Origin of the sequence: Mesorhizobium silamurunense (assembly GCF_014843905.1) — a bacterium.
GTDB lineage: Bacteria > Pseudomonadota > Alphaproteobacteria > Rhizobiales > Rhizobiaceae > Mesorhizobium > Mesorhizobium silamurunense.
Genome location: NZ_LPVS01000023.1, coordinates 12614 through 33311 on the forward strand (window position 1 = coordinate 12614; position 20698 = coordinate 33311).

A 20698-nucleotide genomic window follows, 5' to 3' on the forward strand; every position below is an offset into this window, starting at 1 on the left:
TGGTGCCTGAACGCGGTGTGCCTGCCGGGCAGCGCTGTGCTGATCCGCGCGATCCAGCCGCAATTCGGCATCGCGGCGATGCGCGTCAATCGGGGAACGGACGACGGCAGGCTGCTTTGCTCCGGTCCGGGAAAGCTCTGCCAGGCGCTCGGCATCGACGGATTGCACAACGGCCTGTCGCTCACCGCCCCGCCCTTCGAGTTTGCCCGCTCCGAAACCGACGAGGCCGCTATCTTGATCGGACGCAGGATCGGCATCACAAAGGGCGTGGAGGCAGAATGGCGGTTCGGCCTCGGCGGACCGCCTTATCTTAGCCGGAAGTTCTAAGCGATGCGCGGTACCCACCAGAGCCGGCTATGCCGGCTCCGCCTGACCTGGCCTCGAAGGTGACGCGGGCCGTTCGACATCATGTTCGCCGGCAAGCGCCGTCTGTCAAAAAGGGCGAGCACACCCACCTTGTAGAGCTGCGGCTACCGGTCCACTCGCCGATGAACTGGTCCGGCGCCCAGAGGTGGCGCGTTTAGACATCATGTTGCGACGTTATTGACTGACCAGCGGCAAGAAAATCCCGCGGAAGGCAAAAATAAAAACCGGAATAAGCCTTGTTTAACAGGCAATTCGGGTCTAGATATAAAACCCGTCGATTTGGCCGATTTGGCTTGAGCGGTGTCAGAGACCCGCCATTTTACTCCGAATTCTCGATGAGAGTGCATCGCCCGGCCGGCACAACCGCTCGCACGTCTCGACCTCGGAACAAATCCCTGCTGACCAAGGTCGGGCGGAATGACTTGGCGCACGCTTTCCGGTTTCGGGAGGACCATGCGCACGAATACCCGCACCGCACAGAGGCTGGCGCGTTGTTTTATTGAGTTTGCTGCCGGCGGACTCGGGTGCTGCTACCTTGGCAATGACGTCTCGTCGATTACGACTACCCGATCGAAGGGGCTCGAAGCTGATCGATCCGGCTTCCCCAGGAGCGCAGTGGAACAGTGGAGGAACAACAGCCATGATCTCGATACGCTCTGAAAGGCTCAATAGCCGTCCGACGCGCCGCGAGGCCGCAACCCATCGCTATTCCTTGGGGCAAAGCGTCCGGCTGAAGCGCAGCTTCAATACGATTCAGCAATCCCACGAAATCTATCAGATCACCGCAAGGCTGCCGCCTCGGGGAGACTCCCTCCAGTATCGCATTCGAAGTGAGGCCGAAAACCACGAGCGCATGGCGACAGAGGACAGCCTCGAACCTGTGCACGCGTCGCGGGATGATGAAGATGCAGCTCTTCTCAAAAGGACATTCGGCAATGGCCAAGGGACAAAAGCGTAGCAATCGCGAGATCCGATAACCGAAACAGGCCAAGGCATCACCGAAGGCCGACAGCCCGTTCGGCAACCTGGTCAAGCTTGCGGCGAATACCAATGGCCCTCGCGGCAAGGGCCAGAATGAAGAGCGACAGGCGGTGAAGATCGTGATCGAGTTCTACCGCACCCGCGCGCAGGACGACGCACACGCAGTCGTCGCACGAGAGGTGCGCGAAGCATCCGATCTCGATGAGGCGATTTGTATCGCGCGGATTCTTTCGCTGACGCTCGACATGCCGCAGTTTCCCGATGTCATGTCGATCGCCGACGCCCGTGGCGGCAGGCTTTATTCCATCCAGCTCGGCGCGAACGACAACTCCAAGAAAGATGCCGCCATGAATGGCCCTGAAGTCGAATCGCTGACGGCTATTGTTCTCGAAAACGAAGGCGGAGCACCCGAGAGAGACTCTATGGATTACCTGTATGGCCGACGGGTCGAGCAGGATGGCTCCTGGAGCATCTATCATGTCTTCACCGGCGTTCCGGCGGTGATCCAGGGCCGTCGCATGACCGGCATGAGCCGTTCGAATGCCACGCATTGTATGCTGTCCCTCAATCGCCGCGACGAAGGGCAGCGCGCGAACGCGGGCTGCCGAGTTGTGGTCCGACCGATCGCCGCGATCGATGGAGAGTGACCATGCCGCTCGAATTTCCCAATCCAAGTCGAAGCTTCGACGAAGCGCGCAACGCGGTCCGTTTCATCGGTCACGACGGCATGTTCGAGGTGCCGTTCTTCATCGAAGGCGATGCATTGGCCGCGACCGGCCGCAGGGGGCTGGAAACGGCGGAAGCCGCATGCCTGGCGGCCTTCGACGCGGCGCGGCATTCCATCCACACCAGAGCACGGAAACTCTACGCGGCTGGGAGGCGGACCACCTACACCATAACGGCCGCCGATATGCGCTGACTAGATTTACGCTGCGCGACATGAGCGATGAACGGAGCAGATGCCCGTCCATCCGTTCGTATTTGTTGGAAGTAATCGGACCAGGGTGGGCCAGTCCCGGATAACAGCCGTAGCCCTTTTTGGGTGTATGGCAGCAGAGGAGACGAATTGCGAGTTGACGTGCGGAACAATGACGTCGATCAGGCCCTGCGGGCGCTGAAAAGGAAACTGCAGCGCGAGGGCCTTCTTCGCGAACTGAAGCGGCGCCGAGCCTACGAGAAACCTTCGGAACGACGCATCCGGGAAAGGGGCGATGCAATCCGAAGGGCGCGTAAGCTCGCCCGCAAGCAGGCGCAACGTGAAGGGCTGCTTCCTGCTCCGAAGAAAAAGCTCCCGCCTGCCGCCCGTCAAGCAAGAAACGGTCCTGCCCGATCCGGCTGAAGCGGTATCCTGTCAATCCGTCGGACAACTTGGTAGATGGGGTATTCGGCTTGCGCCCCTTCTTCAACGGTGATGCAAGAAGGTGCTGCGCTTCGAGCTGATGATAGAACGTGGCGCGGTGAAAGAGACTGCGGTTTGCATTGTCGATGAATCCGGCAGGATCTGCCGCGAGGTGAGGGTCGTCAGCCACTCCGACGATCTCCTCGCCGTCCTGAAGGATCCTGCCTTGAACATTGAACGGGTCGGTCTCGAGGCCGGGCCCTTGTCGCAATGGCTTTTTGAGGGGCTGGCGTGCGCCGGGTTGCCGGTCATCTGCATCGAGACGCGTCATGTGAAAGCGTTCCTGAAGGCGCAGCCGAACAAGACCGATCGCAATGACGCGCGTGGCATCGCGCAGATGATGCGGGTCAACCTGTACCGCCCGGTGCATGTGAAGACGCTCACGAGCCAGAAGCGGCGGGCACTCTTGACGGCCCGCAAGCTGCTGCAGGGAAAGGCGATCGCCATCGAGAACGACATCCGCGGTCTTCTGCGCAACTTCGGCCTCAAGGTCGGTGTTGTGGGAACGGTGAAGTTCGAGGAGCGGATTTGCGAGCTCGTCGAAGGCATGCCCGATCTCGAAGAGATCATGGAGCCGCTGCTGGCCGCCCGGCGGAAGCTGCGTGCCGAATTTGCTCGCCTGCACAAAAAAGTGCTCACGATCGCCAGGAATGATGCGACATGCCGACGCTTGATGACGGTTCCCGGTGTCGGCCCCATAGTGGCGCTCGCCTATGCCGCGACAATCGACATTCCGCAGCGGTTTAGAAGCTCCAAGGCGGTGGGGCCTATCCTGGGACTGACGCCGAAGCTCAACGAGTCCGGGGAAAGCAAGCGCGTTGGATGCATATCCCTGTGTGGGGACGGCATGATGCGGACGTTGCTTTATGAGGCTGCCCAAACGCTGATGACTCGCGTGACGAAATGGTCGTGGCTCAAGGCCTGGGCGATGAACGTCGCCAAGCGGCGCGGGATGCGCAAAGCAATTGTCGCGCTCGCACGTCGCCTGGGAGTCGTCATGCATCGCATGTGGCTGGACGGCACCGAGTTCCACTGGACGCGGGAAACCATGGCGTCAGCCATCTGATCCAGAAGGCTGGGAAGGAGAGAGACAGAGAGTTCCGCTCGCTGGCGGACGGACGTCCTTCGCAGGACGATGGATGAGGCGAGTTCGCTGAGACACTCGTACCGATTGCAACATGCGATCAAGACGCTTGGTAGATTGTGCCGCCTCATTCTCCTGACCCCATACTGGGAGGGCGAAACGCCGATCCCGGAGAGAAGCAAGGCCCTGCGAAAGACGTCAAAACGCCGGAGACACGGAAAGGCTCGATAGCGCTTGACCTCAACATGCCGAATAGAGAAGTGTCTCGGGCGCCGTTTCACGCTTTTTCTGGAACTGCTTTAGTCTTCAGCCTCTGAGGCCGGCACTCCGTTGGCGGGGATCTTGCGGAAGTTTCTGCTCTCGACATCGATAATGGCTCCGCAGCCCGGGCATTCCACCTGCGTGTGCGCGCGCAGCCAGCCGACGCTCTTGCGCGACTCATAGGCGCAGTCCGTGCAAACGACGCCTATCTCGTCGTCCTCGAGCGATCTGTCGGTCTCCACGGATTTGCCGCTCAGATCAACAGATGGCGCGCTACCGTCTCGCGGTCGCGCCGTCGCATTCCGCTCGTGTCGTTGTCGATCCAGCGCCGCGCTTCGGTTCGCGGTTCTGTTCCGACGGCGCCACCCTCATTTTTCCATTGAGCGAGTGCGTCCTGGTACGAGTCCAAGCGTTTTACGTATGCGCTCAGGATCGCGCGCAAATGCGTTTCCGAATCTCCATCGAAGCGTTCGGCAAGAAAGCGTGCGGCAGCCGTTCGGCGGCGGCTGCCGTGGATCAAAGTTGGGCGAACCTCGGCGAGAATTTTCTCGATCGCCGTTATTTGCTCGGTTGTCGGGTAGGCGGAAGACATGGCGTCCTCCTTCTTGTTGGGGCTAGGGCACCCTGGCCGCCCTCTGTCGGCATCGCCCATTGCAGAAGCTGCTGACGCGTGACGATACGCCTGTTGCGGATGAATGACGATGGCCAGTCGGGAAATAGTTGGCGGATGCCGGTCCAGCCGTCTCCTTGCCCGAAGAAGCGTTCTGTGTTTTCTCCCCCGAACATTAGGAAAGGCTTGTGGATGAGAATCGCAATGATCGTCGCGCTGGCCGCGACGCTGGCTGGATGTGTGACCTCTCCGGTCGACTACGGAACGAAGCTTTCGCAGCAGGACCCTAAATGGGCGTCGCCGGGTTGCCAGCAGGCCCGCATGGCGGCTTCGGACTACGACGCGCGCGAAAAGGAGCACCCCGGCTGGGGTTTTGGCGTCCTGCTCGGCCCGTACAGCATGGGGCTGGTGGCGTCCATCAAGGAGCACGAGCAGCAGCAACGCAAGCTGTTCGCCCGCCAGGTGCACTTGCAGTGCTCAAGCCTGCCGCTGCCAAAGGAACTGGAGGGCGCGCCAGAGGCCATCAAGCCGACGAAATATCCCTAAGCGTCACGACCCGCGCGCTGACGCGCAGGAATAGGTGAGGATCGCGACGCCGGTATCGGTCGCGACCTGGTTCGACAATTCGAGCTTCGCCAAGGCCGGCGCGGCATCGAAAAAACGGAATCCTTCGCCTAGGACCAACGGATGGATCATCAGCACGAGTTCATCGATCAACCGGTCCTGCATCAGCCAACCCACCAGCCTGCCGCTGCCGAAAACGATCAACGGCCTCCCATGGCTTGCCTTGAGCTCGCCGACCGTCTGCCCGGCCTCGCCGGCGAGCAGCGTCGAATTCTCCCAGCGCGGCTCGTAGCCAGGATCGTGGGAAGCGACGAATTTCCGCACGCCAGTGAGCGCCCGCGTCATCGGACTGGTGGGCTGCCTGACGAACCAGGCCTTCATAGAGGTCTTCGTAGGTGGTTCTGCCTGCTAGCAGCGACCATCCTGCGCTCATGCAGCGGCCGATGATCTCCTGCATCTTCCGGTCGCTCCCGGGAATGGACCAGCCGCCATGCCCGAAGCCATTGCGGGTGTCCTCATCGGGACGTGCGGGCGCCTGGTACACACCTTCGAGGGTCAGATGCTCGATGGCGACAATCCGTGCCATTTCCGTCAGTCTTCGTCCCATGCGGTCAGCAGCGGGCCTTCGCTGCCGTAGACCGGGTCCTTCTCCGGGCGGCCGACCTTCGGGATCGTGCGCAGCGCCTCGGCGTGCTGTTCGGCGCGCGTGCACAGATCATAGGTGCCGAAGGGCGGATAGGCGCCGACGACGAGCAAATCGGATGACGAGGACAGGCGCTGGTGGCCGGTGCCGGCCGGCAGGATGGCAACGTCGCCGGCCTTGACGGTCAGCACCTCACCCTTGTCGCCGCCGAAGCGTACTTCGGCCGTGCCTCGCGCGATGCCCAGCACTTCGTGGATGCGCGAATGGTAGTGAACGTAATCGTAGATGCCGTTGCGCCAGCCGTCGCCCCAGCCATTCGTGCTGAAGAGATCCTCGAACACGGAAGCCAGATCGACACCGTTCGGCAGCCTCACGGCGCCAGGATAGACGAGCATCGGCCAGCGGGGATTGTTGGGCACAAGGCCGTCATCCGCGAAGCGGAAGGTGAGCGGTTCCCGCCGCTCGACAAGCTCGGTCAGCTTCGCGTGTCCTGGCATGCCGTGACCTTTCCGCTTCTTCGCTCGAACCCGCTCCAGCCAGCCGGTGCCGACCGGTCTCAACCAGCGGCGGCGCGCTTTGTTCCCGGACTTGTCGCGCGCGCCTTGGCGCGGAGCACGAGCGCGATGGAGAAATCGGGAAGCGCTGCCGCCGCGACGGCGAAGAAGACGAACTGCAGCCCGGCCGACGCGGCGATGAGCCCGAGCGCCGGACTGCCGAAGCCGAGCGCCACGTCGAGGAAGGCAGTGTAGAGTCCCATGGCAAGGCCGCGGCTGCCTGGCGGAAGATGGCTTACGGCCTCGGCCCCGAGACCGGGATAGACCAGCGAGTAGCCGAGGCCGGTCAGGCCCGCTCCGATGGCGGCGAGAACAGGCCCGGGCGCAAGCCAGATCAGCACGAGGCCCGCCGCCTCGACCGCCACGAAGATCGCGGCGACGCGCGCGCCCCCAAACCTGTCAGGCAGGTGGCCGAAGCACAGCCTTGCCGCGATCAGCGAAGCGGCATAGGCGGTGAAGGGAAGCCAGACCGGCTGCCAGCCGCGTTCGGCAAAGAGCAGCGCCCCGAAGGACAGGATCGCGCCATAGCCGAGGCTGCTGAAAGCTGCTCCGACGCCAGGAAGCCAGACCGCTTGCGCCACGCTCGTCCATGATTGCCGGGCGGCGCTGCCGGCCAACCTGATGCCGCGCATCGGCAGGGCGGCAAGCAGCGTTGCAAGGGGCAGGACGATCGTGGCGAGAGCGATCGCGGCGAAGCCGCCGGCCGCGTAAAGCGCGGATCCGATCGGGGCGCCGAGCGCGAGTGCGGCGAACATTGCGGTGCCCACCCAGGCGATCACCTTTCCGGAGTTCTGTCCGCCCGCAAGCGCAAGGCCCCAGGCCGCGCCGCCGGTGATGATGAAGCTCTCGGCCGCGCCCAGCACCGCCCGACGGACGAAGAGCGCCGCCGCGGACGCTAGCGGCCGGCCCAGCAATGCCAGCGAGCCGAGATAAATGAACCCCGCCAGGGCGGCGGCGATGAGGCCGACGACGACGGCCCGCTTGCCGCCGCGCCTATCGGCATAATTTCCGGCGCCGATGCGCGACAGCAGCGAGGCGACGAACTGGCTACCCGTCACCAGTCCGACGGCGAAGGGGCCGAAGCCGAGCCCCCGGTGAAGATGCAGCGGCAGGACGGGCAGCGCCAGGCCGATCAGCAGGAAGCCAGCGAAGACAGCCGCCATGATCGGCAACAGTTCCGCCATTGCGCCATTTCGGTCCGATGTCCGCGCCATTGTGGCCACCGATAAAACCTTCGCAGCCGGGCTGTTCAGATCAGTAGCGCTCGTAGGTCACGCGCCAGCCTTCGGCCGGATTGTCCGGCGTGAGGACCAGTTTGTTGTCCGAGACTTCGAATTTGCGCTTCATGCTCTGCCCGACAAGGTTGCGGACCAGAGAAGACTCGACGGTGATGACGAAGGTCTTGTCCTGGTCGTTGATGGCGACTGGCCCATAATAGGCCTCGTAGCCGTTCGCGGTGTAAGGCGTGTCCGGCGCCTTGGCGTCGGGGTTCTGCGCCTGCACCGACAGAGTGCCGGCCTCAGTGAAAATGACCTGGCCGGAATATGGCACGGGCTTGAGGTTTCCCTCGGCGCCGACCTCGAGCGACGTCATGCGCGAATGCACCGACGATCGGGGACTCCCCGGAAAACGCCGGCGTGGCGGCCGAAAGCGCAAGCGCAAGGGCGGCGATCTTCAACCTCATCGTCATATGTCGTTTTTCCTTTCCTGACTTGCGAGTGCGGACAGAGCGCCCTCCCAATTTTCGCTCACACCGAAAGCATGACCTTAATGGCGCGTCGCTCGCCCATGGCGCGGTAGCCTTCGGCGACCTCCGCCAGCGGCAGCTGGAGGTCGAAGACCTTGCCCGGCTTGATCGTGCCCTGCAGCACACGATCCATCAGATCGGGCAGGAAGCGGCGCACCGGCGCCGGGCCGCCCAGCATGCGCTTCTGGCCGAAGAACAGGCGCTGGCCGTCGAAGCTCACGCCATGCGGCACGCCGACATAGCCGATGGTGCCGCCGGGCCGCGAGCAGGCCAGCGCCTGGTCGAAGGATTCCGCCGTGCCGACGCATTCCAGCACCGAATCCGCGCCGACGCCCTTGGTGAGCTCCTTGATGCGGGCAATGCCTTCCTCGCCGCGTTCGGCCACGATGTCGGTCGCACCGAATTCGCGCGCGAGTTTCTGGCGGCTCTCGTGCCGGCTCATGGCGATGATGCGCTCCGCGCCCATTTCCCGGGCCGCCAGCACACCCATCAGGCCGACCGCGCCGTCGCCGACGACGACCACAGTCGATCCCTCGCGAACCTCGGCAGCGTCCGCCGCATACCAGCCGGTTCCGAGCACGTCCGAGACGGCCAGGAGGTCGGGCACCAATTCCGCCGGCGGCACCTCGGCGGTGGCGACCAGGGTGCCGTCCGCCAGCGGCACGCGGGCATAGGGCGCCTGCGCGCCCGACATGAACTCGCGCTGCACGCAGGAGGACTGGAAGCCGAAGCGGCAATGCGGGCAGGTGTTGTCGGAGAGGCAGAAGGAGCCGACGACGAACTGGCCGGGACGCACCGTGCGCACCTCTGCGCCGACCTCGACGACGATGCCGCAATATTCGTGGCCCATATGCATCGGGCTGTCGACCGGCTGCAGTCCGCGATAGGGCCACAGATCCGAGCCGCAGATGCAACTCGCCGAGAGTTTGATGATGGCATCCGTCGGGCGAAGGATTTTTGGGTCTTCGATTTCCTCGCAACGGATATCGCCCGGCTTGTGCAGAACGGTTGCTAGCATTTTGGTTTTCCTTTCGTTCCATCTGGGTCAGGCGCCGTAGTCGGCGTTGCTGACATGTTCCAGCCAGTCCACGACCTTGCCGTCCTTGACCTCCTGGAGGGCAATGTGGGTCATGGCAGTCTCGGGTGACGCACCGTGCCAGTGCTTTTCGCCGGGGGCGAACCAGACGACGTCGCCCGGCCGTATCTCCTCGACCGGGCCGCCAGAGCGCTGCACGCGGCCGCGGCCGGAGATGACGATCAGCGTCTGCCCGAGCGGATGCGTGTGCCAGGCGGTGCGGGCGCCAGGCTCGAAGGTCACCTGCGCGCCCTGCACCCGCTCGGCGTCGAAGGGGTTGAAGAGCGGGTCGATCCGCACCGTGCCGGTGAACCAGTCTGATGGGCCTTTGCCGGACGGCCGCGTGCCTGCGCGAAGAATGTCCATAGCGATCTCCTTTGTGCCCTCAAATGCGCTCGATGCGAAGCGGGAACTCGCCGCGTGTATGCAGCGCCTCTTCGCCCTCGTCGAAGCGGCCGAGCCTGATCAGCCCGGGGTGGCGATAGTCGGCGTAGAACATGGCCAGATTGCCCCAGGGCACAAAGTAGCAGAGGTCGTAGGGCCGCTCGTTGCCGAACGGACCGCTGCCCTCCTCGGTCAGCTTGCGCGGCAGGTAGGCGATCTTCTCATTGTGCGCATAGTCGTCGATCGTGAGATGGAGCGGCAGCATGGAAAAGAAATCCCGCGCCGACGGGTTGTCATAGAGCGTGGCCGTCATGGTCCGGCCGTTGAAAAACATCCTGATCCTCATGCCGGTGGGCTCCTGGCTGGCTGGGTCCCTGCCCTGCTGGCTGCGGGCGGCCCGCGGCAGGATCGCTGTCGCGAGCGCGGCGCCGAGCAATGTCCGGCGGCTGAGCTTCGAGCGGTCGAACGTCATGACACGGACCTCCCGGCCATACGCCATGCGGCCAACGCGGTGAGCGCCGATCCACAGAGAAGCGCAGCGCCAAAGGCGAATGCGCCCCACCAGCCGACCGTGTCGACGAGCGTGCCGCCAATGGCGGCGCCGCCGGTAATGGCAAGCTGGATGACGGCCACCTGCAGCCCGCCGCCGGCCTCCGCATCCTCCGGCAGCGTGCGGCTGAGCCACGTGCCCCAGCCGACGGGTGCGGCCGTGCCGAAGAAGCCCCAGGCGAAAAGCAGCAGCGATACCGGGACCGGCTGCGTTCCGAGAAAGATCAGCCCGACGGCCAGCGCGGCCATGACCAGCGGAATGACGATAAGGACGCTGAACAGGCGGAAACGCAGTAGCCGGCCGATGCACCAGGTGCCGATCACGCCCGCCAATCCCATCGCGAGCAGGATCGCCGAGAGCGCCGCGATGTCGAGCCGGGTGACGATCTCGAGGAACGGACGCAGATAGGTGAAGAGCGCGAACTGGCCCATGAACAGCATCATGATCGACGCCATGCCGATCGCCACGGGAGGACGGCCGAGCAGCGCCAGTGGATTGCCCGGACGCTTCCTTCGGCGCGGGGGCAGCGCTGGCAGGCTGATCCACTGCCAGACCAGCGCCAGAACCCCTAGCGGCACCACGAGGAAGAAGGCGCCGCGCCAGCCGACATAGGCCCCGAGGAAGCTGCCCAGCGGCGCGGCGATGGTGGCCGCGATAGCGTTGCCGGCGTTCAGCATGGCGAGGCCCCTCGGCACCATGTCCTGCGGCACGAGGCGCATGACGATCGCGGTCGACATCGACCAGAAGCCGCCGATCGCGACGCCGAGCAGAGCCCTGCCGACCATGAGGAACGCGTAGTTCGGGGCGAAGGTGACGGCGAGCCCGGACGCGATGAGGAGGACGGTGAAGCCGGTGACGACCAGCCTGCGGTCGACCTGGCGCGTGAGGCCGACGACCAGCAGGCTGGTCAGCACGGCGAAAATGCCCGAAATCGAGATGGCCTGACCTGCGCGGCCGTCGGTGATGCCAAGGTCGGCCGCGATCGGCGACAGTAGGCTGACCGGCATGAATTCCGATGCGATGAGCACGGCAACGCACAGCGCCATCGAGAGCACCGCGCCCCATGCGGCGCGGTCTTCGACAAGCCTTGTGTCGTAGGTCGTTTCCATGAATGGGCATCCTTGAAGAGCGGCAGGGCGGAACCACGGCCGCCAAGACGGAATATCAAGACATGCCGGGAAGATATCGCAGGGGAGCCCATTCGATTAGATCGAATAATCCGCATGGACTTATCGTTGTGTGATATGAATGATCAAGAGGACTCCCGATGCAGCGCGACGACATGAAGGATCTGCTGTGGTTCCTTGCGGTCGCCCGCGAGCGCAGCTTCACCAAGGCGGCGGCAGAGCTCGGCACCTCGCAGTCGACGCTCAGCCACACCATCAAGGAGCTGGAGGCGCGGCTCGGCGTTCGCCTGCTCACGCGCACGACGCGCAGCGTGGCGCCCACCGAGGCGGGCGAGCGGCTTTTCCAGTCGCTCGCGCCGCGCTTCGAGGAGATCGAAGCCGACCTCGCCAGTCTGGTCGCCTTTCGCGACAAGCCCTCGGGCACGGTTCGCCTCACGCTGTCCGACCACGCGCTGCAGACGGTCGTCTGGCCGAAGCTTAAGCCGGTGCTCGGCAACTATCCGGATCTCCGCGTCGAGCTCTACAGCGACAACGGTATGCGCAACATCGTGGAGGAGCGCTTCGACGCCGGCGTGCGGCTCGGCGAGAGCGTCGACAAGGACATGATCGCGGTGCGGATCGGTCCGGACTGGCGGCTGGTGGCCGCCGCCTCGCCCGACTATTTCTCGCGCCGCCCGGTGCCGAGGACGCCGCAGGACCTGGTCGGGCACGATTGCATCAGCCTGCGGCAGGCGACGTTCGGCGGGCTCTATGCCTGGGAGTTCGAGAAAAAGGGCCGCGAGCTTAGGGTGCGCGTGGATGGCCAGCTGACCTTCAACTCGACGATTCCCATGGTCGATGCGGCGCTAAGCGGTTACGGCATCTGCTACGTCCCGGAAAACCTCGTCAGCCACCACATCGCGGAGGGGCGGCTGACGCTCGTGCTCGACGACTGGAGCCTGCCCTTCCCGGGCTATCACCTCTACTATCCAAGCCGTCGGCAGCTTTCGCCGGCGATGGCGGTGATCGTCGAGGCGCTGCGGCATCGGAGCTGAGGCTGGGAACAGATCGGAGCTGGCCTTCGACGAGGTCCTCCAGTGGCCTTGCGCGCAGACCTGCCGCGGCAGGCTGCGATCTGCGCCGGCGAGTCAGCGCGTTCGTGCGTCGACGCGCTGATGCATGTCGGTCCCAGTCGAGACCGTGACCTCATCACCAGACCTCGAGAACGTGTAGAGCAAGTCTTGGTAGCCGGGCATAGAGAAGGCCACGGAGTCGCGGTCGGCGAGGCCCATGACGACCCGATGCGGATCGCCTCCGTCCTTTGGCGCGAAGGTAGCGGTGACCTCCAGGAGGTCGCCGTCGACTGGGACGTAATAGACCACCATGTCGAGACGTCCCTTGTGCAGGCTGCCGGCTTCGATGGGGCGTCCGATGGTTGCCTCTTCGGCGACGGCCGGCGCCGCCATAAACAGCGCGGCCAGAAGCGATGCGCCCAGGGCCCTGCGGAACTTCGTATCTCCTCTTGTTAGATTGCGATCGAACTCTATATTATATAGATGTCGGATGCAATCTAAAAAGAGAGAGGCATTCAGTCCGCGGCAAGCCGCCGCACCGATCAACGGGCGAGCCGTCTATTTCGCCACTGAAATCGGCTCAGAGGGCAGTTGCCGGTTCGCTACAGCACCGACACTCGAAGCCGCTCTCTGGCCCCGCCAGGAAAATTCGCAGATCAGGGGTCTCGCGTGTGACCTCACCATGCCCTTTCCTCCAGCAAACAACGGGGTCGCCAGAAACAGCGTGGCCAGGTGACGCGCCCGGCTTCCGTGATCGTCCCGCATCCTCTCTTGATAGATTGCGTTCGATCTCTATATTGGTGTATAGATGTTATACGAAATCTAAATATGGAGGTCGACGATGCGCGTGAGCCGCATTCAGGCTGAGAAGAACCGGCAAACGGTGATCGACGTGGCCAGCCGCCTTTTCCGGGAACATGGCTTTGACGGCATAGGCCTCAAGGATCTGATGAAGGGTGCCGGGCTGACCCAAGGCGCCTTTTACAAGCAGTTCGCGTCAAAGGAGGACTTGGCTGCACAGGCATCCAGGCGGGCGATGGAGAGCGCTGCCCACCGATGGGCGGCTGCGACCGCAGCGAATCCTGGCGATCCGCTTGGGGCGGTGACCGCGTTCTACCTCAGCATGGATCATCGCGAAGAAAGGATGGACGGCTGCCCGGTCGCGGCGCTCGGCTCGGATGCCGCTAGACAAGGGACCGACGTGAAAGCGTCGTTCGAAGCCGGCATCAAGGAGTATCTCGAAATCATCGGCCGTTTGATTGCCGCGACCGACGGCGAGGAGCCCAATAGCAAGGCCATGGCCATTCTCTCGACGATGGTCGGTGCGCTGATGTTATCGCGCGTGGTCAACGACCCCGACCTCGCTCAGGCCTTCCTGGATACGGCGACCGAACAGGTTCGCGACGTCGTCACCGCATGAACGGCGCCGGGCTGGCGTCTCGGATCGATAGGAGCATGGATGAGAAGGATTGTTGTCACGGGCATGGGCGCGGTCACGCCGCTTGCCGCCGATGTCGAGACTTCTTGGTCGCGTCTCCTGGCCGGCCGCTCGGGTATCCAAAGGCTTGCGGACGACGTCGTGGGAGATTTGCCGGCCAAGATCGGCGGCGTGGTTCCCTCCCTCGAGGAAGACCCCGAAGCCGGCCTCGATGCGACTGCCTTCGTGGCCCCGAAGGATCAGCGTAGGATAGACCGCTTCATTCTCTTCGCGCTGGCGGCGGCAGAGGAGGCGCTTGCTCAGGCGAGATGGAAGCCGGCCTCGGAAAGCGACCGGGTTCGCACCGCGACGATCATTGCTTCAGGCGTCGGAGGATTCCCCGCCATAACCGAGGCGGTACGGACAGTTGACCAGCGCGGCGTTCGGCGTCTTTCGCCGTTCACGGTGCCGTCTTTCCTTGTGAACCTCGCGGCGGGCCACATCTCGATCCGCTACTGCTTCAAAGGCCACATCGGCGCGCCGGTGACGGCGTGCGCCGCCGGTATTCAGGCGATCGGCGATGCGGCTCGTATTATCCGCGCCAATGAGGCCGACATCGCGGTGTGCGGTGGAACTGAAGCATGCATGAATGTCGTCAGCCTGGGCGGTTTTGCGGCGGCACGCTCTCTTTCAACCTCCTTCAATCACCGCCCTGATCAGGCTTCTCGCCCGTTCGACATGTCGCGCGACGGTTTCGTCATGGGCGAAGGCGCTGGCATCCTGGTCATTGAAGAATTGAGCCATGCGCTTGCGCGCGGTGCGAAACCGCTCGCCGAGGTCGTCGGCTACGGCACGACGGCGGATGCCTATCACGTCACTTCCGGTCCGGAGGACGGCGATGGCGCGCGTCGCGCGATGGAGATCGCGATTGCCCAAACCGGTATTTCCCCGCGCGAGATTCGCCATCTCAATGCGCATGCGACCTCCACGCCGGTGGGTGACCTGGGAGAAATCGAAGCGATCAAAAGCGTCTTCGGCACCGATTTCTCCATAGCCGTCAGCGGAACGAAGTCGGCGACCGGACACCTGCTCGGGGCCGCCGGCGGGCTTGCCGCGATCTTCACTATCCTGGCGCTCCGGGACCAGGTGGCACCGCCCACTCTCAATTTGAGCGCTCCCGATCCGGCCGGTGAAGGGATCGACTTCGTCGCGAACCGGGCCCGGGCAATGGAGATGGATTACGCGATCTGCAACGGTTTCGGTTTCGGAGGCGTCAATGCCAGCGCTCTATTCCGGCGCTGGACTGAACACGGCGCGAACGCTGGAGCCGCTCATGATTGACGCTTTTGCTGCGACCTTTCCTGCTTCGCCCAACTCACATTCGACCCAAAGAAAGTGATCTCCATGGATAAGCCCAGTCCTGGCGTCGCCCTCGTGACGGGGGCATCCTCCGGCATCGGGCACGCGACAGCCAACACCCTGCAGAATGCGGGCTTTCGTGTCTTCGGAACCAGCCGTCGCGCGGTCGTCGGGAGATCCGACGGCGTTACCATGCTGAGCTGCAACGTGACCGATGACGCATCCGTATCGAATCTGGTCGAGGAAGTGCTGACCGAAACCGGGCGCATAGACCTGCTCGTCAACAATGCCGGCATTGGGCTGCTCGGCGGCGCGGAAGAATCATCGACTGCGCAGGCCCAGGCGCTTTTCGACGTGAATGTCTTTGGCGTTATCCGAATGACCAACGCCGTCCTGCCGGCGATGCGACGCCAACGGAACGGTAGAATCGTGAATTTGAGTTCCGTGTTGGGGCTGATCCCGGCTCCCTACTCCGCTCTCTATTCGTCGACCAAACATGCCATCGAAGGCTATTCCGAATCGCTTGACCATGAACTGCGCTCGTTCGGAATTCGCGTGGTGTTGGTCGAGCCCGCCTATACGCGCACGTCATTTGAAGAAAATCTCGCCAGGCCCGATCAATTGCTTGATATCTATGGCACTGCGCGTGCCGATATGGATGTGATCCTGCGCAAAGCGATCGAAACAGGCGATGCTCCCGAGGTCGTAGCCAAGACGGTCTTGCAAGCAGCGACCGCCCCAGATCCAAGGAGGCGCTATGCAGCGGGGAAAATGGCTCGCCAGATCAGTCTTCTGCGCCGTTTCGTTCCCGAATCCGCTTTCGACAAAAGTCTGCGAAAGCAGAACGGCTTGCCGGTCTGATATCCGAGCGGGCGACAGCTGTCGGGGCTGAGCGGCTTCGGTCGTATGGCCGTCGAGCCGTCGCAACCGCCCGCCGCTCAGGCAGCGCTGCCGGTTCGGCGCGACGGGAGCCCCGCAGGATCGAAGGAGGCGGCGGCAGGACTGTCCAAATGCCCTGGTTCGAAGGTAAGCGCATCATGCATGGGTAGCGCTGCCGAGAAGAGAAATCCCTGGGCGATCATGCAATCGAGCGAGCGCAGGATCAGGCGATCGGCGTCCGTTTCGACCCCCTCGGCCATCACTTCTATTCCCAATGTCCGTCCGAGATCGATGACCGCCTTGACGAGCGCCTGATCTTCCACGGACTTGGCCAGATCGCGAACGAAGTCCTTGTCGATCTTGATCTTGCGGATCCGGCTGTCTTTCAGCGAAACCAGGGTCGAGAAGCCGGTGCCGAAATCATCCAGCACGATCGATATGCCCGCGTCCGCCAGGCGTTCCAGTTTTTCGTCAACCCTGTCGCGATCCACGGGCGCCTCTTCCGTGATCTCTATCTCGAGCATGGCCGCGGGAACGTTGTTTGCCCTGAGGCCGTCGAGGATCATGTCGTCGACATTGCCTGCCTCGAGCTCGCGGGGCGAGAGATTCATCGCCACGCGCACATCCTGGCGGCCCTTCCTCGCGAGCCCTTCGATCATGGAACAGCAGTTGAGAAATACGGTCTCCGTCAGCAAGGAAAGCAGACCGGTTTCACGCGCCGCTGTGACGATCTCCGGCGGCGGAATAGCCCCATGGACCGGGTGCTGCCACCGCAGCAGCGCTTCGAAGCCGACGACCGCATGGGTGTCCAGCCGCACGATCGGCTGGAACCATGAGCAAAGAGCGCCTCTCTCGATGGCCGCGCGCAGGTCGCGCTCGATGCAATGCTTGCGTTCGAGCCCGTGCTCGAGTTCGGCATCGAAGAGACAGTATTCGTTCCTGCCGCTATGCTTGGCCGCATAAAGCGCGAAGTCCGCGCGCAGCAGCATCTCCGTTAGTTGTGGTTTCTCCGACGCGTAGATGCCGATCGACGCGCCGACACGCACCGAATTCAGCGCCGGATCAGGATCCGCGATGGCCGCGATGATCAAGGATGCAAGCTCTTCCGTCGAATGCAGGGACCTCGGGGCGGGAAACAGCAGCACGAACTCGTCGCCGCCGATGCGCGCAATTGTTGCCCCCGGCGGGGCATGGTTCTCTATCCGGCGCGCGACCCTGACCAGCAGGTCGTCGCCGATGTTGTGACCATAGGTGTCGTTGACGGATTTGAAGCCGTCCAGGTCGATCAGCATGGCCACGAACGGGCCGTCGGAACGCCCGAGCCGGGAGATGGCCTGCTCAAGCCCGTATCTGTTGAGCAAATTCGTCAGCGGATCCCGCCTGGAATTCCGTTCCATCTGGGCGGCGAACGCCCTCGCCTCGTATTTGAGGCGGCTCGTCTCTTTGAAGCGGGCCTGTCCGAGAAGCGAGCTCCTGATCATTCCTCCGAGAAAAAGCAGGACCGTGAAACCGAGGACGTAATTCTCGATATTGCCTTTCGCCAACACGCATCCGGCAGTGATCAGCAGCGGCAGCGTCATGAAGTTGATTGAAGCCGGTGCGTATGACGCTCCGTAGGTGACCGAACCGGCCGACAGGCCCGCAAGAACGACCAGATAAAGCGGCGCCTGGGGCGTGGTGTACCCATCCGACAGCACGGCCAAAAAAGACCACGCGATGCCGGATGCCAGAGCCAACAGCCCGTAGAGGGAAAGTCGGACATCGACCGGCTTCCGCCCACTATCGGGCCCACTATCGGGAATGTCCGGCTGGGCAAGCGCCAGTCCTATGCGGGCGCCATTTATGATGCTGACCGCCGCAAACCACAGCACCGCCGCAAGGCCGCCGCCCGAGAGCATCTGCACGGCCAGGATCAGGGCCGAGAGCACCGTGCCGATGGGCATCGAAATGAAGAGCCCCGTCCTCAGGTCAGCGAACTGATCCCTGAGGATACCGGCTTCCACGGATTCGCTTTCGCCCTGTGGGCTGGGTCCAGGGCCAGGCTGCTTGAGATGTCCCATAATGCCAAATGGCTAAATGAGCGGGATGAAAATCACGTTAAGGATTTCAGCAGCTTACGGCGCATCAGGCAGAGATAGGCAGGCGCGACGTCCGCGGACTCTCCGTCATCGGAGTTGAGGCTGCCCACAGGTCCGGCCGAATGGACCGTCCTGACCCCGCCCCGCCGCTTCGATCTGATAGGATAGGACGCCGTCGATCGCTCGAAAGGCGCATCCGCATAGCGCAAGCCGGCAGGTTTGCACAAGCAGAGATCCCAGACCCGATCCGACGGTGCGGTCAGAACTGCGAAAATTTATCGGTCCGTTGGAAACCGATCTGAGGAAACTTCATCAAATCATCCGTCGGCCTCTACGGCCGGAGGAAAGGATGGGCGCGCCGATGTCGCGACATGGCCTCGAACCTTTCTTCACCGATTGGAGTAAGGCAGGCCAAGCGATCGTGTGATTGCCCAAAACATAGCCGGGAGTCAGTCTGGCATGGGGCAGGCTCCAATCGAATAGCGCAGGGAGAAGAAGATGGCTCAATACCAATCTAAATCGAACGGACCGGATTTGACCCAAGGCATCGCGCTATCCGACCTTCCCGATGGCGGAAAGCTGGTCGGTCACTGTGGCGATGAACAGGTGCTGTTGGTGCGCCGCGGGACAGAGGTCTTCGCAATCGGGGCGACGTGCACGCATTACGGCGGGCCGCTGGTTGACGGTCTTGTCGTGGAGGATACCGTTCGATGTCCGTGGCACCATGCATGCTTTGATTTGCGCACTGGCGAAGCCGTGCGCGCGCCCGCCTTCAATCCACTCGCCTGCTGGTCGGTGGACCAGCGGGATGATCGGATATTCGTGGGCGAGAAGCGCAAACGGATGGCTCACAAGCCCGCCAGCGGAGGCACTGGTCAGTTTGCCGGTAAAGTCGTGATCGTCGGCGGCGGCGCGGCTGGTTTCGCAGCCGCCGAAAGACTACGTCGCGAAGGCCATCAGGGCAGCATCCTCATGCTCAGCGACGACGAGGCGCCGCCCGTCGATCGTCCCAACCTTTCCAAGGACTACCTCGCCGGCAAGGCGCCGTCGGATTGGGTTCCGCTGCGTGGGGCAAGCTTTTATGCAAAGAACGACATCGATCTGCGTCTCAAAACCAACGTCGCCGACATCGATGTCCGGTCCGGCGAGGTCGTACTCGCGGATGGAAACCGGACTGCTTACGACCGATTGCTGCTTGCAACGGGAGCCGAACCGGTCCGCCTGACCATCCCCGGCGCCGATCAGCCACACGTTCATACGCTGCGCTCGTTCGCCGACTGCAGCACGATCATCGACCAAGCCAAGACTGCCCGCAGCGCCGTCGTGCTGGGCGCCAGTTTCATCGGTCTCGAGGTTGCCGCGTCCCTGCGCGCGCGGAACATCGAAGTTCATGTCGTCGCTCCCGACGAACGCCCCATGGAACGGGTCCTCGGGCCGCAAATGGGCGACTTCATCCGCAGCCTCCACGAGCAGAATGGCGTCGTGTTCCATCTCAAGGACACCGCGACCGGCATCGACGGCACGAACGTGCAACTGAGCAGCGGCCTTGCTTTGGCCGCGGATGTCACCGTCGCCGGCATCGGCGTGCGGCCGCGGCTCGGGCTCGCCGAAAAGGCTGGGCTCAGCCTCGACCGCGGCATCATCGTGGACTCCTTTCTGGAGACGAGCGTGCCGGGCATTTTCGCGGCCGGCGACATTGCGCGGTGGCCCGATCCCCACACTGGCGAAAACATCAGGGTCGAGCACTGGGTGGTCGCGGAAAGGCAGGGGCAAACGGCAGCACTGAACATGCTCGGGCACCGCGAGAAGTACACTGCCGTCCCGTTCTTCTGGAGCCAGCACTATGACGTCCCGATCAATTACGTCGGACATGCGGAGCCATGGGACGAGATAGCGGTGGAAGGCGACATCGCCGCCAAGGATTGCCTCCTGCGTTTCAAGCGCAAGGGACGCACACTGGCGGTCGCTTCGATTTTTCGCGACATCGAAAGCCTGACGGCCGAAATGGAAATGGAACGCCAGACAGCCAACTGATGAACCATGCAGGAGCAGGTTAGAGCACTGGTCTTGCCGCGGCGCGACCGGGTTTATCACAGCTGCGCTCATCCTGGTGTCGGACCTGGCAGAGACGGGCTGTATTACCTTGGCGTTGGGAGAAATAGAGAGACCTTCAACCGCGGCGCGAAGAAGCAACGCAAATAGGGCTGATTGGTTATGACGTAATTATTCTCGCAGATATGGTATTGGTCGTCTGGCGATTCCTGCACCCGGTCTCGCGGGATGTTGAAATCATCGGGCAAATAAGTATAGCCACCGTCACCCTTGGACCGCACCGACGACTGAGGTATGGCGCGGCAATCATGACCGCCGCAACACTTGAATTTCGTCACCGGATCAACCTTGTTTTCATACCAGTCATGGGCGTTGGCGCCTGTTGCGGCGGCAACGCACATGGCTATGAAGATGACCCTTCGCACGGCATTCCTCCTATGCAGAGGCGCTGCTCATTCGAGCATCATGTATATTAGCGTTCCGCTGAAAATGCCATTGGTCCGCGAATGCCCGGCA

Annotated in this window: 25 protein-coding genes; 12 read left to right on the forward strand and 13 right to left on the reverse strand. The window is 63.0% G+C overall.

Annotated elements, in window-relative coordinates; all coding sequences use genetic code 11:
* The first annotated feature begins 36 nt into the window (after positions 1-36).
* From AU465_RS05255 to AU465_RS05285, 6 genes are all read left to right on the forward strand, one after another.
* The gene (locus tag AU465_RS05255; protein WP_376774822.1) at positions 37-327 is read left to right on the forward strand and encodes a DNA-3-methyladenine glycosylase; all 291 of its coding nucleotides are present in this window, start codon (positions 37-39) and stop codon (positions 325-327) included.
* 679 nt (positions 328-1006) lie between these two features.
* Positions 1007-1324 (forward strand): hypothetical protein, encoded by a 318-nt coding sequence (locus AU465_RS05260; RefSeq protein WP_192244642.1) that lies wholly within the window; start codon positions 1007-1009, stop codon positions 1322-1324.
* 133 nt (positions 1325-1457) lie between these two features.
* Positions 1458-1994 (forward strand): hypothetical protein, encoded by a 537-nt coding sequence (locus AU465_RS37390; protein ID WP_312891209.1) that lies wholly within the window; start codon positions 1458-1460, stop codon positions 1992-1994.
* A 2-nt stretch (positions 1995-1996) separates the two neighbouring features.
* On the forward strand, positions 1997-2266 hold the full coding sequence (locus AU465_RS05275; RefSeq protein WP_192244644.1) for a DUF1488 family protein: 270 nt from the start codon (positions 1997-1999) through the stop codon (positions 2264-2266).
* 147 nt (positions 2267-2413) lie between these two features.
* Positions 2414-2686, forward strand: a complete 273-nt coding sequence (gene rpsU / locus AU465_RS05280) for a 30S ribosomal protein S21 (RefSeq protein ID WP_192244759.1) — start codon at positions 2414-2416, stop codon at positions 2684-2686.
* Between the two features lie 100 nt (positions 2687-2786).
* Positions 2787-3812 carry an IS110 family RNA-guided transposase gene (locus AU465_RS05285; protein ID WP_192244761.1) on the forward strand — a complete coding sequence of 342 codons (1026 nt, stop codon included), beginning with the start codon at positions 2787-2789 and terminating at the stop codon, positions 3810-3812.
* A gap of 317 nt (positions 3813-4129) precedes the next feature.
* Here AU465_RS05285 and AU465_RS05290 read toward each other — a convergent pair whose 3' ends face one another.
* Together AU465_RS05290 and AU465_RS05295 are read right to left on the reverse strand one after the other, a co-directional pair.
* On the reverse strand, positions 4130-4333 hold the full coding sequence (locus tag AU465_RS05290) for a hypothetical protein (RefSeq protein WP_192244646.1): 204 nt from the start codon (positions 4331-4333) through the stop codon (positions 4130-4132).
* An 11-nt stretch (positions 4334-4344) separates the two neighbouring features.
* The gene (locus AU465_RS05295) at positions 4345-4683 is read right to left on the reverse strand and encodes a hypothetical protein (protein WP_192244648.1); all 339 of its coding nucleotides are present in this window, start codon (positions 4681-4683) and stop codon (positions 4345-4347) included.
* 222 nt (positions 4684-4905) lie between these two features.
* Here AU465_RS05295 and AU465_RS05300 point away from each other — a divergent pair, with 222 nt between their 5' ends.
* On the forward strand, positions 4906-5247 hold the full coding sequence (locus AU465_RS05300) for a hypothetical protein (RefSeq protein WP_376774823.1): 342 nt from the start codon (positions 4906-4908) through the stop codon (positions 5245-5247).
* Between the two features lie 3 nt (positions 5248-5250).
* Here the strand turns inward: AU465_RS05300 and AU465_RS05305 are convergent, their stop codons facing one another.
* The 8 genes from AU465_RS05305 to AU465_RS05340 form a co-directional block, all read right to left on the reverse strand.
* The gene (locus AU465_RS05305; RefSeq protein WP_192244652.1) at positions 5251-5646 is read right to left on the reverse strand and encodes a dihydrofolate reductase family protein; all 396 of its coding nucleotides are present in this window, start codon (positions 5644-5646) and stop codon (positions 5251-5253) included.
* A gap of 210 nt (positions 5647-5856) precedes the next feature.
* On the reverse strand, positions 5857-6405 hold the full coding sequence (locus AU465_RS05310; RefSeq protein WP_192244654.1) for a cupin: 549 nt from the start codon (positions 6403-6405) through the stop codon (positions 5857-5859).
* Between the two features lie 59 nt (positions 6406-6464).
* Positions 6465-7676 carry an arabinose transporter gene (locus AU465_RS05315; protein WP_192244656.1) on the reverse strand — a complete coding sequence of 404 codons (1212 nt, stop codon included), beginning with the start codon at positions 7674-7676 and terminating at the stop codon, positions 6465-6467.
* A 40-nt stretch (positions 7677-7716) separates the two neighbouring features.
* Entirely contained in the window at positions 7717-8055 is a 339-nt protein-coding gene (locus tag AU465_RS05320; protein ID WP_246505885.1) for a lipocalin-like domain-containing protein, read from the reverse strand.
* A 155-nt stretch (positions 8056-8210) separates the two neighbouring features.
* Positions 8211-9227 carry a zinc-dependent alcohol dehydrogenase family protein gene (locus tag AU465_RS05325; protein ID WP_192244658.1) on the reverse strand — a complete coding sequence of 339 codons (1017 nt, stop codon included), beginning with the start codon at positions 9225-9227 and terminating at the stop codon, positions 8211-8213.
* A 27-nt stretch (positions 9228-9254) separates the two neighbouring features.
* Positions 9255-9650 carry a (R)-mandelonitrile lyase gene (locus AU465_RS05330; protein WP_192244660.1) on the reverse strand — a complete coding sequence of 132 codons (396 nt, stop codon included), beginning with the start codon at positions 9648-9650 and terminating at the stop codon, positions 9255-9257.
* 19 nt (positions 9651-9669) lie between these two features.
* The gene (locus AU465_RS05335) at positions 9670-10140 is read right to left on the reverse strand and encodes a cyclophilin-like fold protein (RefSeq protein WP_192244662.1); all 471 of its coding nucleotides are present in this window, start codon (positions 10138-10140) and stop codon (positions 9670-9672) included.
* Positions 10137-11327 carry an MFS transporter gene (locus AU465_RS05340; RefSeq protein ID WP_192244664.1) on the reverse strand — a complete coding sequence of 397 codons (1191 nt, stop codon included), beginning with the start codon at positions 11325-11327 and terminating at the stop codon, positions 10137-10139. Before AU465_RS05340 ends, AU465_RS05335 begins: the two co-directional genes overlap by 4 nt.
* A gap of 158 nt (positions 11328-11485) precedes the next feature.
* On the opposite strand from AU465_RS05340, the gene AU465_RS05345 reads away from it, so the two are divergent.
* Positions 11486-12379 carry a LysR family transcriptional regulator gene (locus AU465_RS05345; protein WP_192244666.1) on the forward strand — a complete coding sequence of 298 codons (894 nt, stop codon included), beginning with the start codon at positions 11486-11488 and terminating at the stop codon, positions 12377-12379.
* A 93-nt stretch (positions 12380-12472) separates the two neighbouring features.
* Here AU465_RS05345 and AU465_RS05350 read toward each other — a convergent pair whose 3' ends face one another.
* Positions 12473-12943, reverse strand: a complete 471-nt coding sequence (locus AU465_RS05350) for a hypothetical protein (protein WP_192244668.1) — start codon at positions 12941-12943, stop codon at positions 12473-12475.
* Positions 12944-13238: 295 nt separating this feature from the next.
* Between AU465_RS05350 and AU465_RS05355 the strand changes: the two genes are divergently transcribed.
* The 3 genes from AU465_RS05355 (at position 13239) to AU465_RS05365 (ending at position 16034) form a co-directional block, all read left to right on the forward strand.
* Positions 13239-13817, forward strand: a complete 579-nt coding sequence (locus tag AU465_RS05355; protein WP_192244670.1) for a TetR/AcrR family transcriptional regulator — start codon at positions 13239-13241, stop codon at positions 13815-13817.
* Between the two features lie 39 nt (positions 13818-13856).
* Complete coding sequence (gene fabF, locus AU465_RS05360; RefSeq protein WP_192244672.1) at positions 13857-15155, forward strand: beta-ketoacyl-ACP synthase II; 1299 nt, start codon at positions 13857-13859, stop codon at positions 15153-15155.
* A gap of 63 nt (positions 15156-15218) precedes the next feature.
* Positions 15219-16034 (forward strand): oxidoreductase, encoded by an 816-nt coding sequence (locus AU465_RS05365; protein WP_192244674.1) that lies wholly within the window; start codon positions 15219-15221, stop codon positions 16032-16034.
* Between the two features lie 77 nt (positions 16035-16111).
* Here the strand turns inward: AU465_RS05365 and AU465_RS05370 are convergent, their stop codons facing one another.
* The gene (locus AU465_RS05370; protein ID WP_312891211.1) at positions 16112-18055 is read right to left on the reverse strand and encodes a putative bifunctional diguanylate cyclase/phosphodiesterase; all 1944 of its coding nucleotides are present in this window, start codon (positions 18053-18055) and stop codon (positions 16112-16114) included.
* Between the two features lie 573 nt (positions 18056-18628).
* On the opposite strand from AU465_RS05370, the gene AU465_RS05375 reads away from it, so the two are divergent.
* A complete protein-coding gene (locus tag AU465_RS05375; protein WP_192244678.1) occupies positions 18629-20164 on the forward strand; it encodes an FAD-dependent oxidoreductase in 1536 nt (511 codons plus the stop codon).
* A gap of 104 nt (positions 20165-20268) precedes the next feature.
* Here the strand turns inward: AU465_RS05375 and AU465_RS05380 are convergent, their stop codons facing one another.
* Positions 20269-20607, reverse strand: a complete 339-nt coding sequence (locus AU465_RS05380) for a hypothetical protein (protein WP_192244680.1) — start codon at positions 20605-20607, stop codon at positions 20269-20271.
* Positions 20608-20698 lie beyond the last annotated feature (91 nt).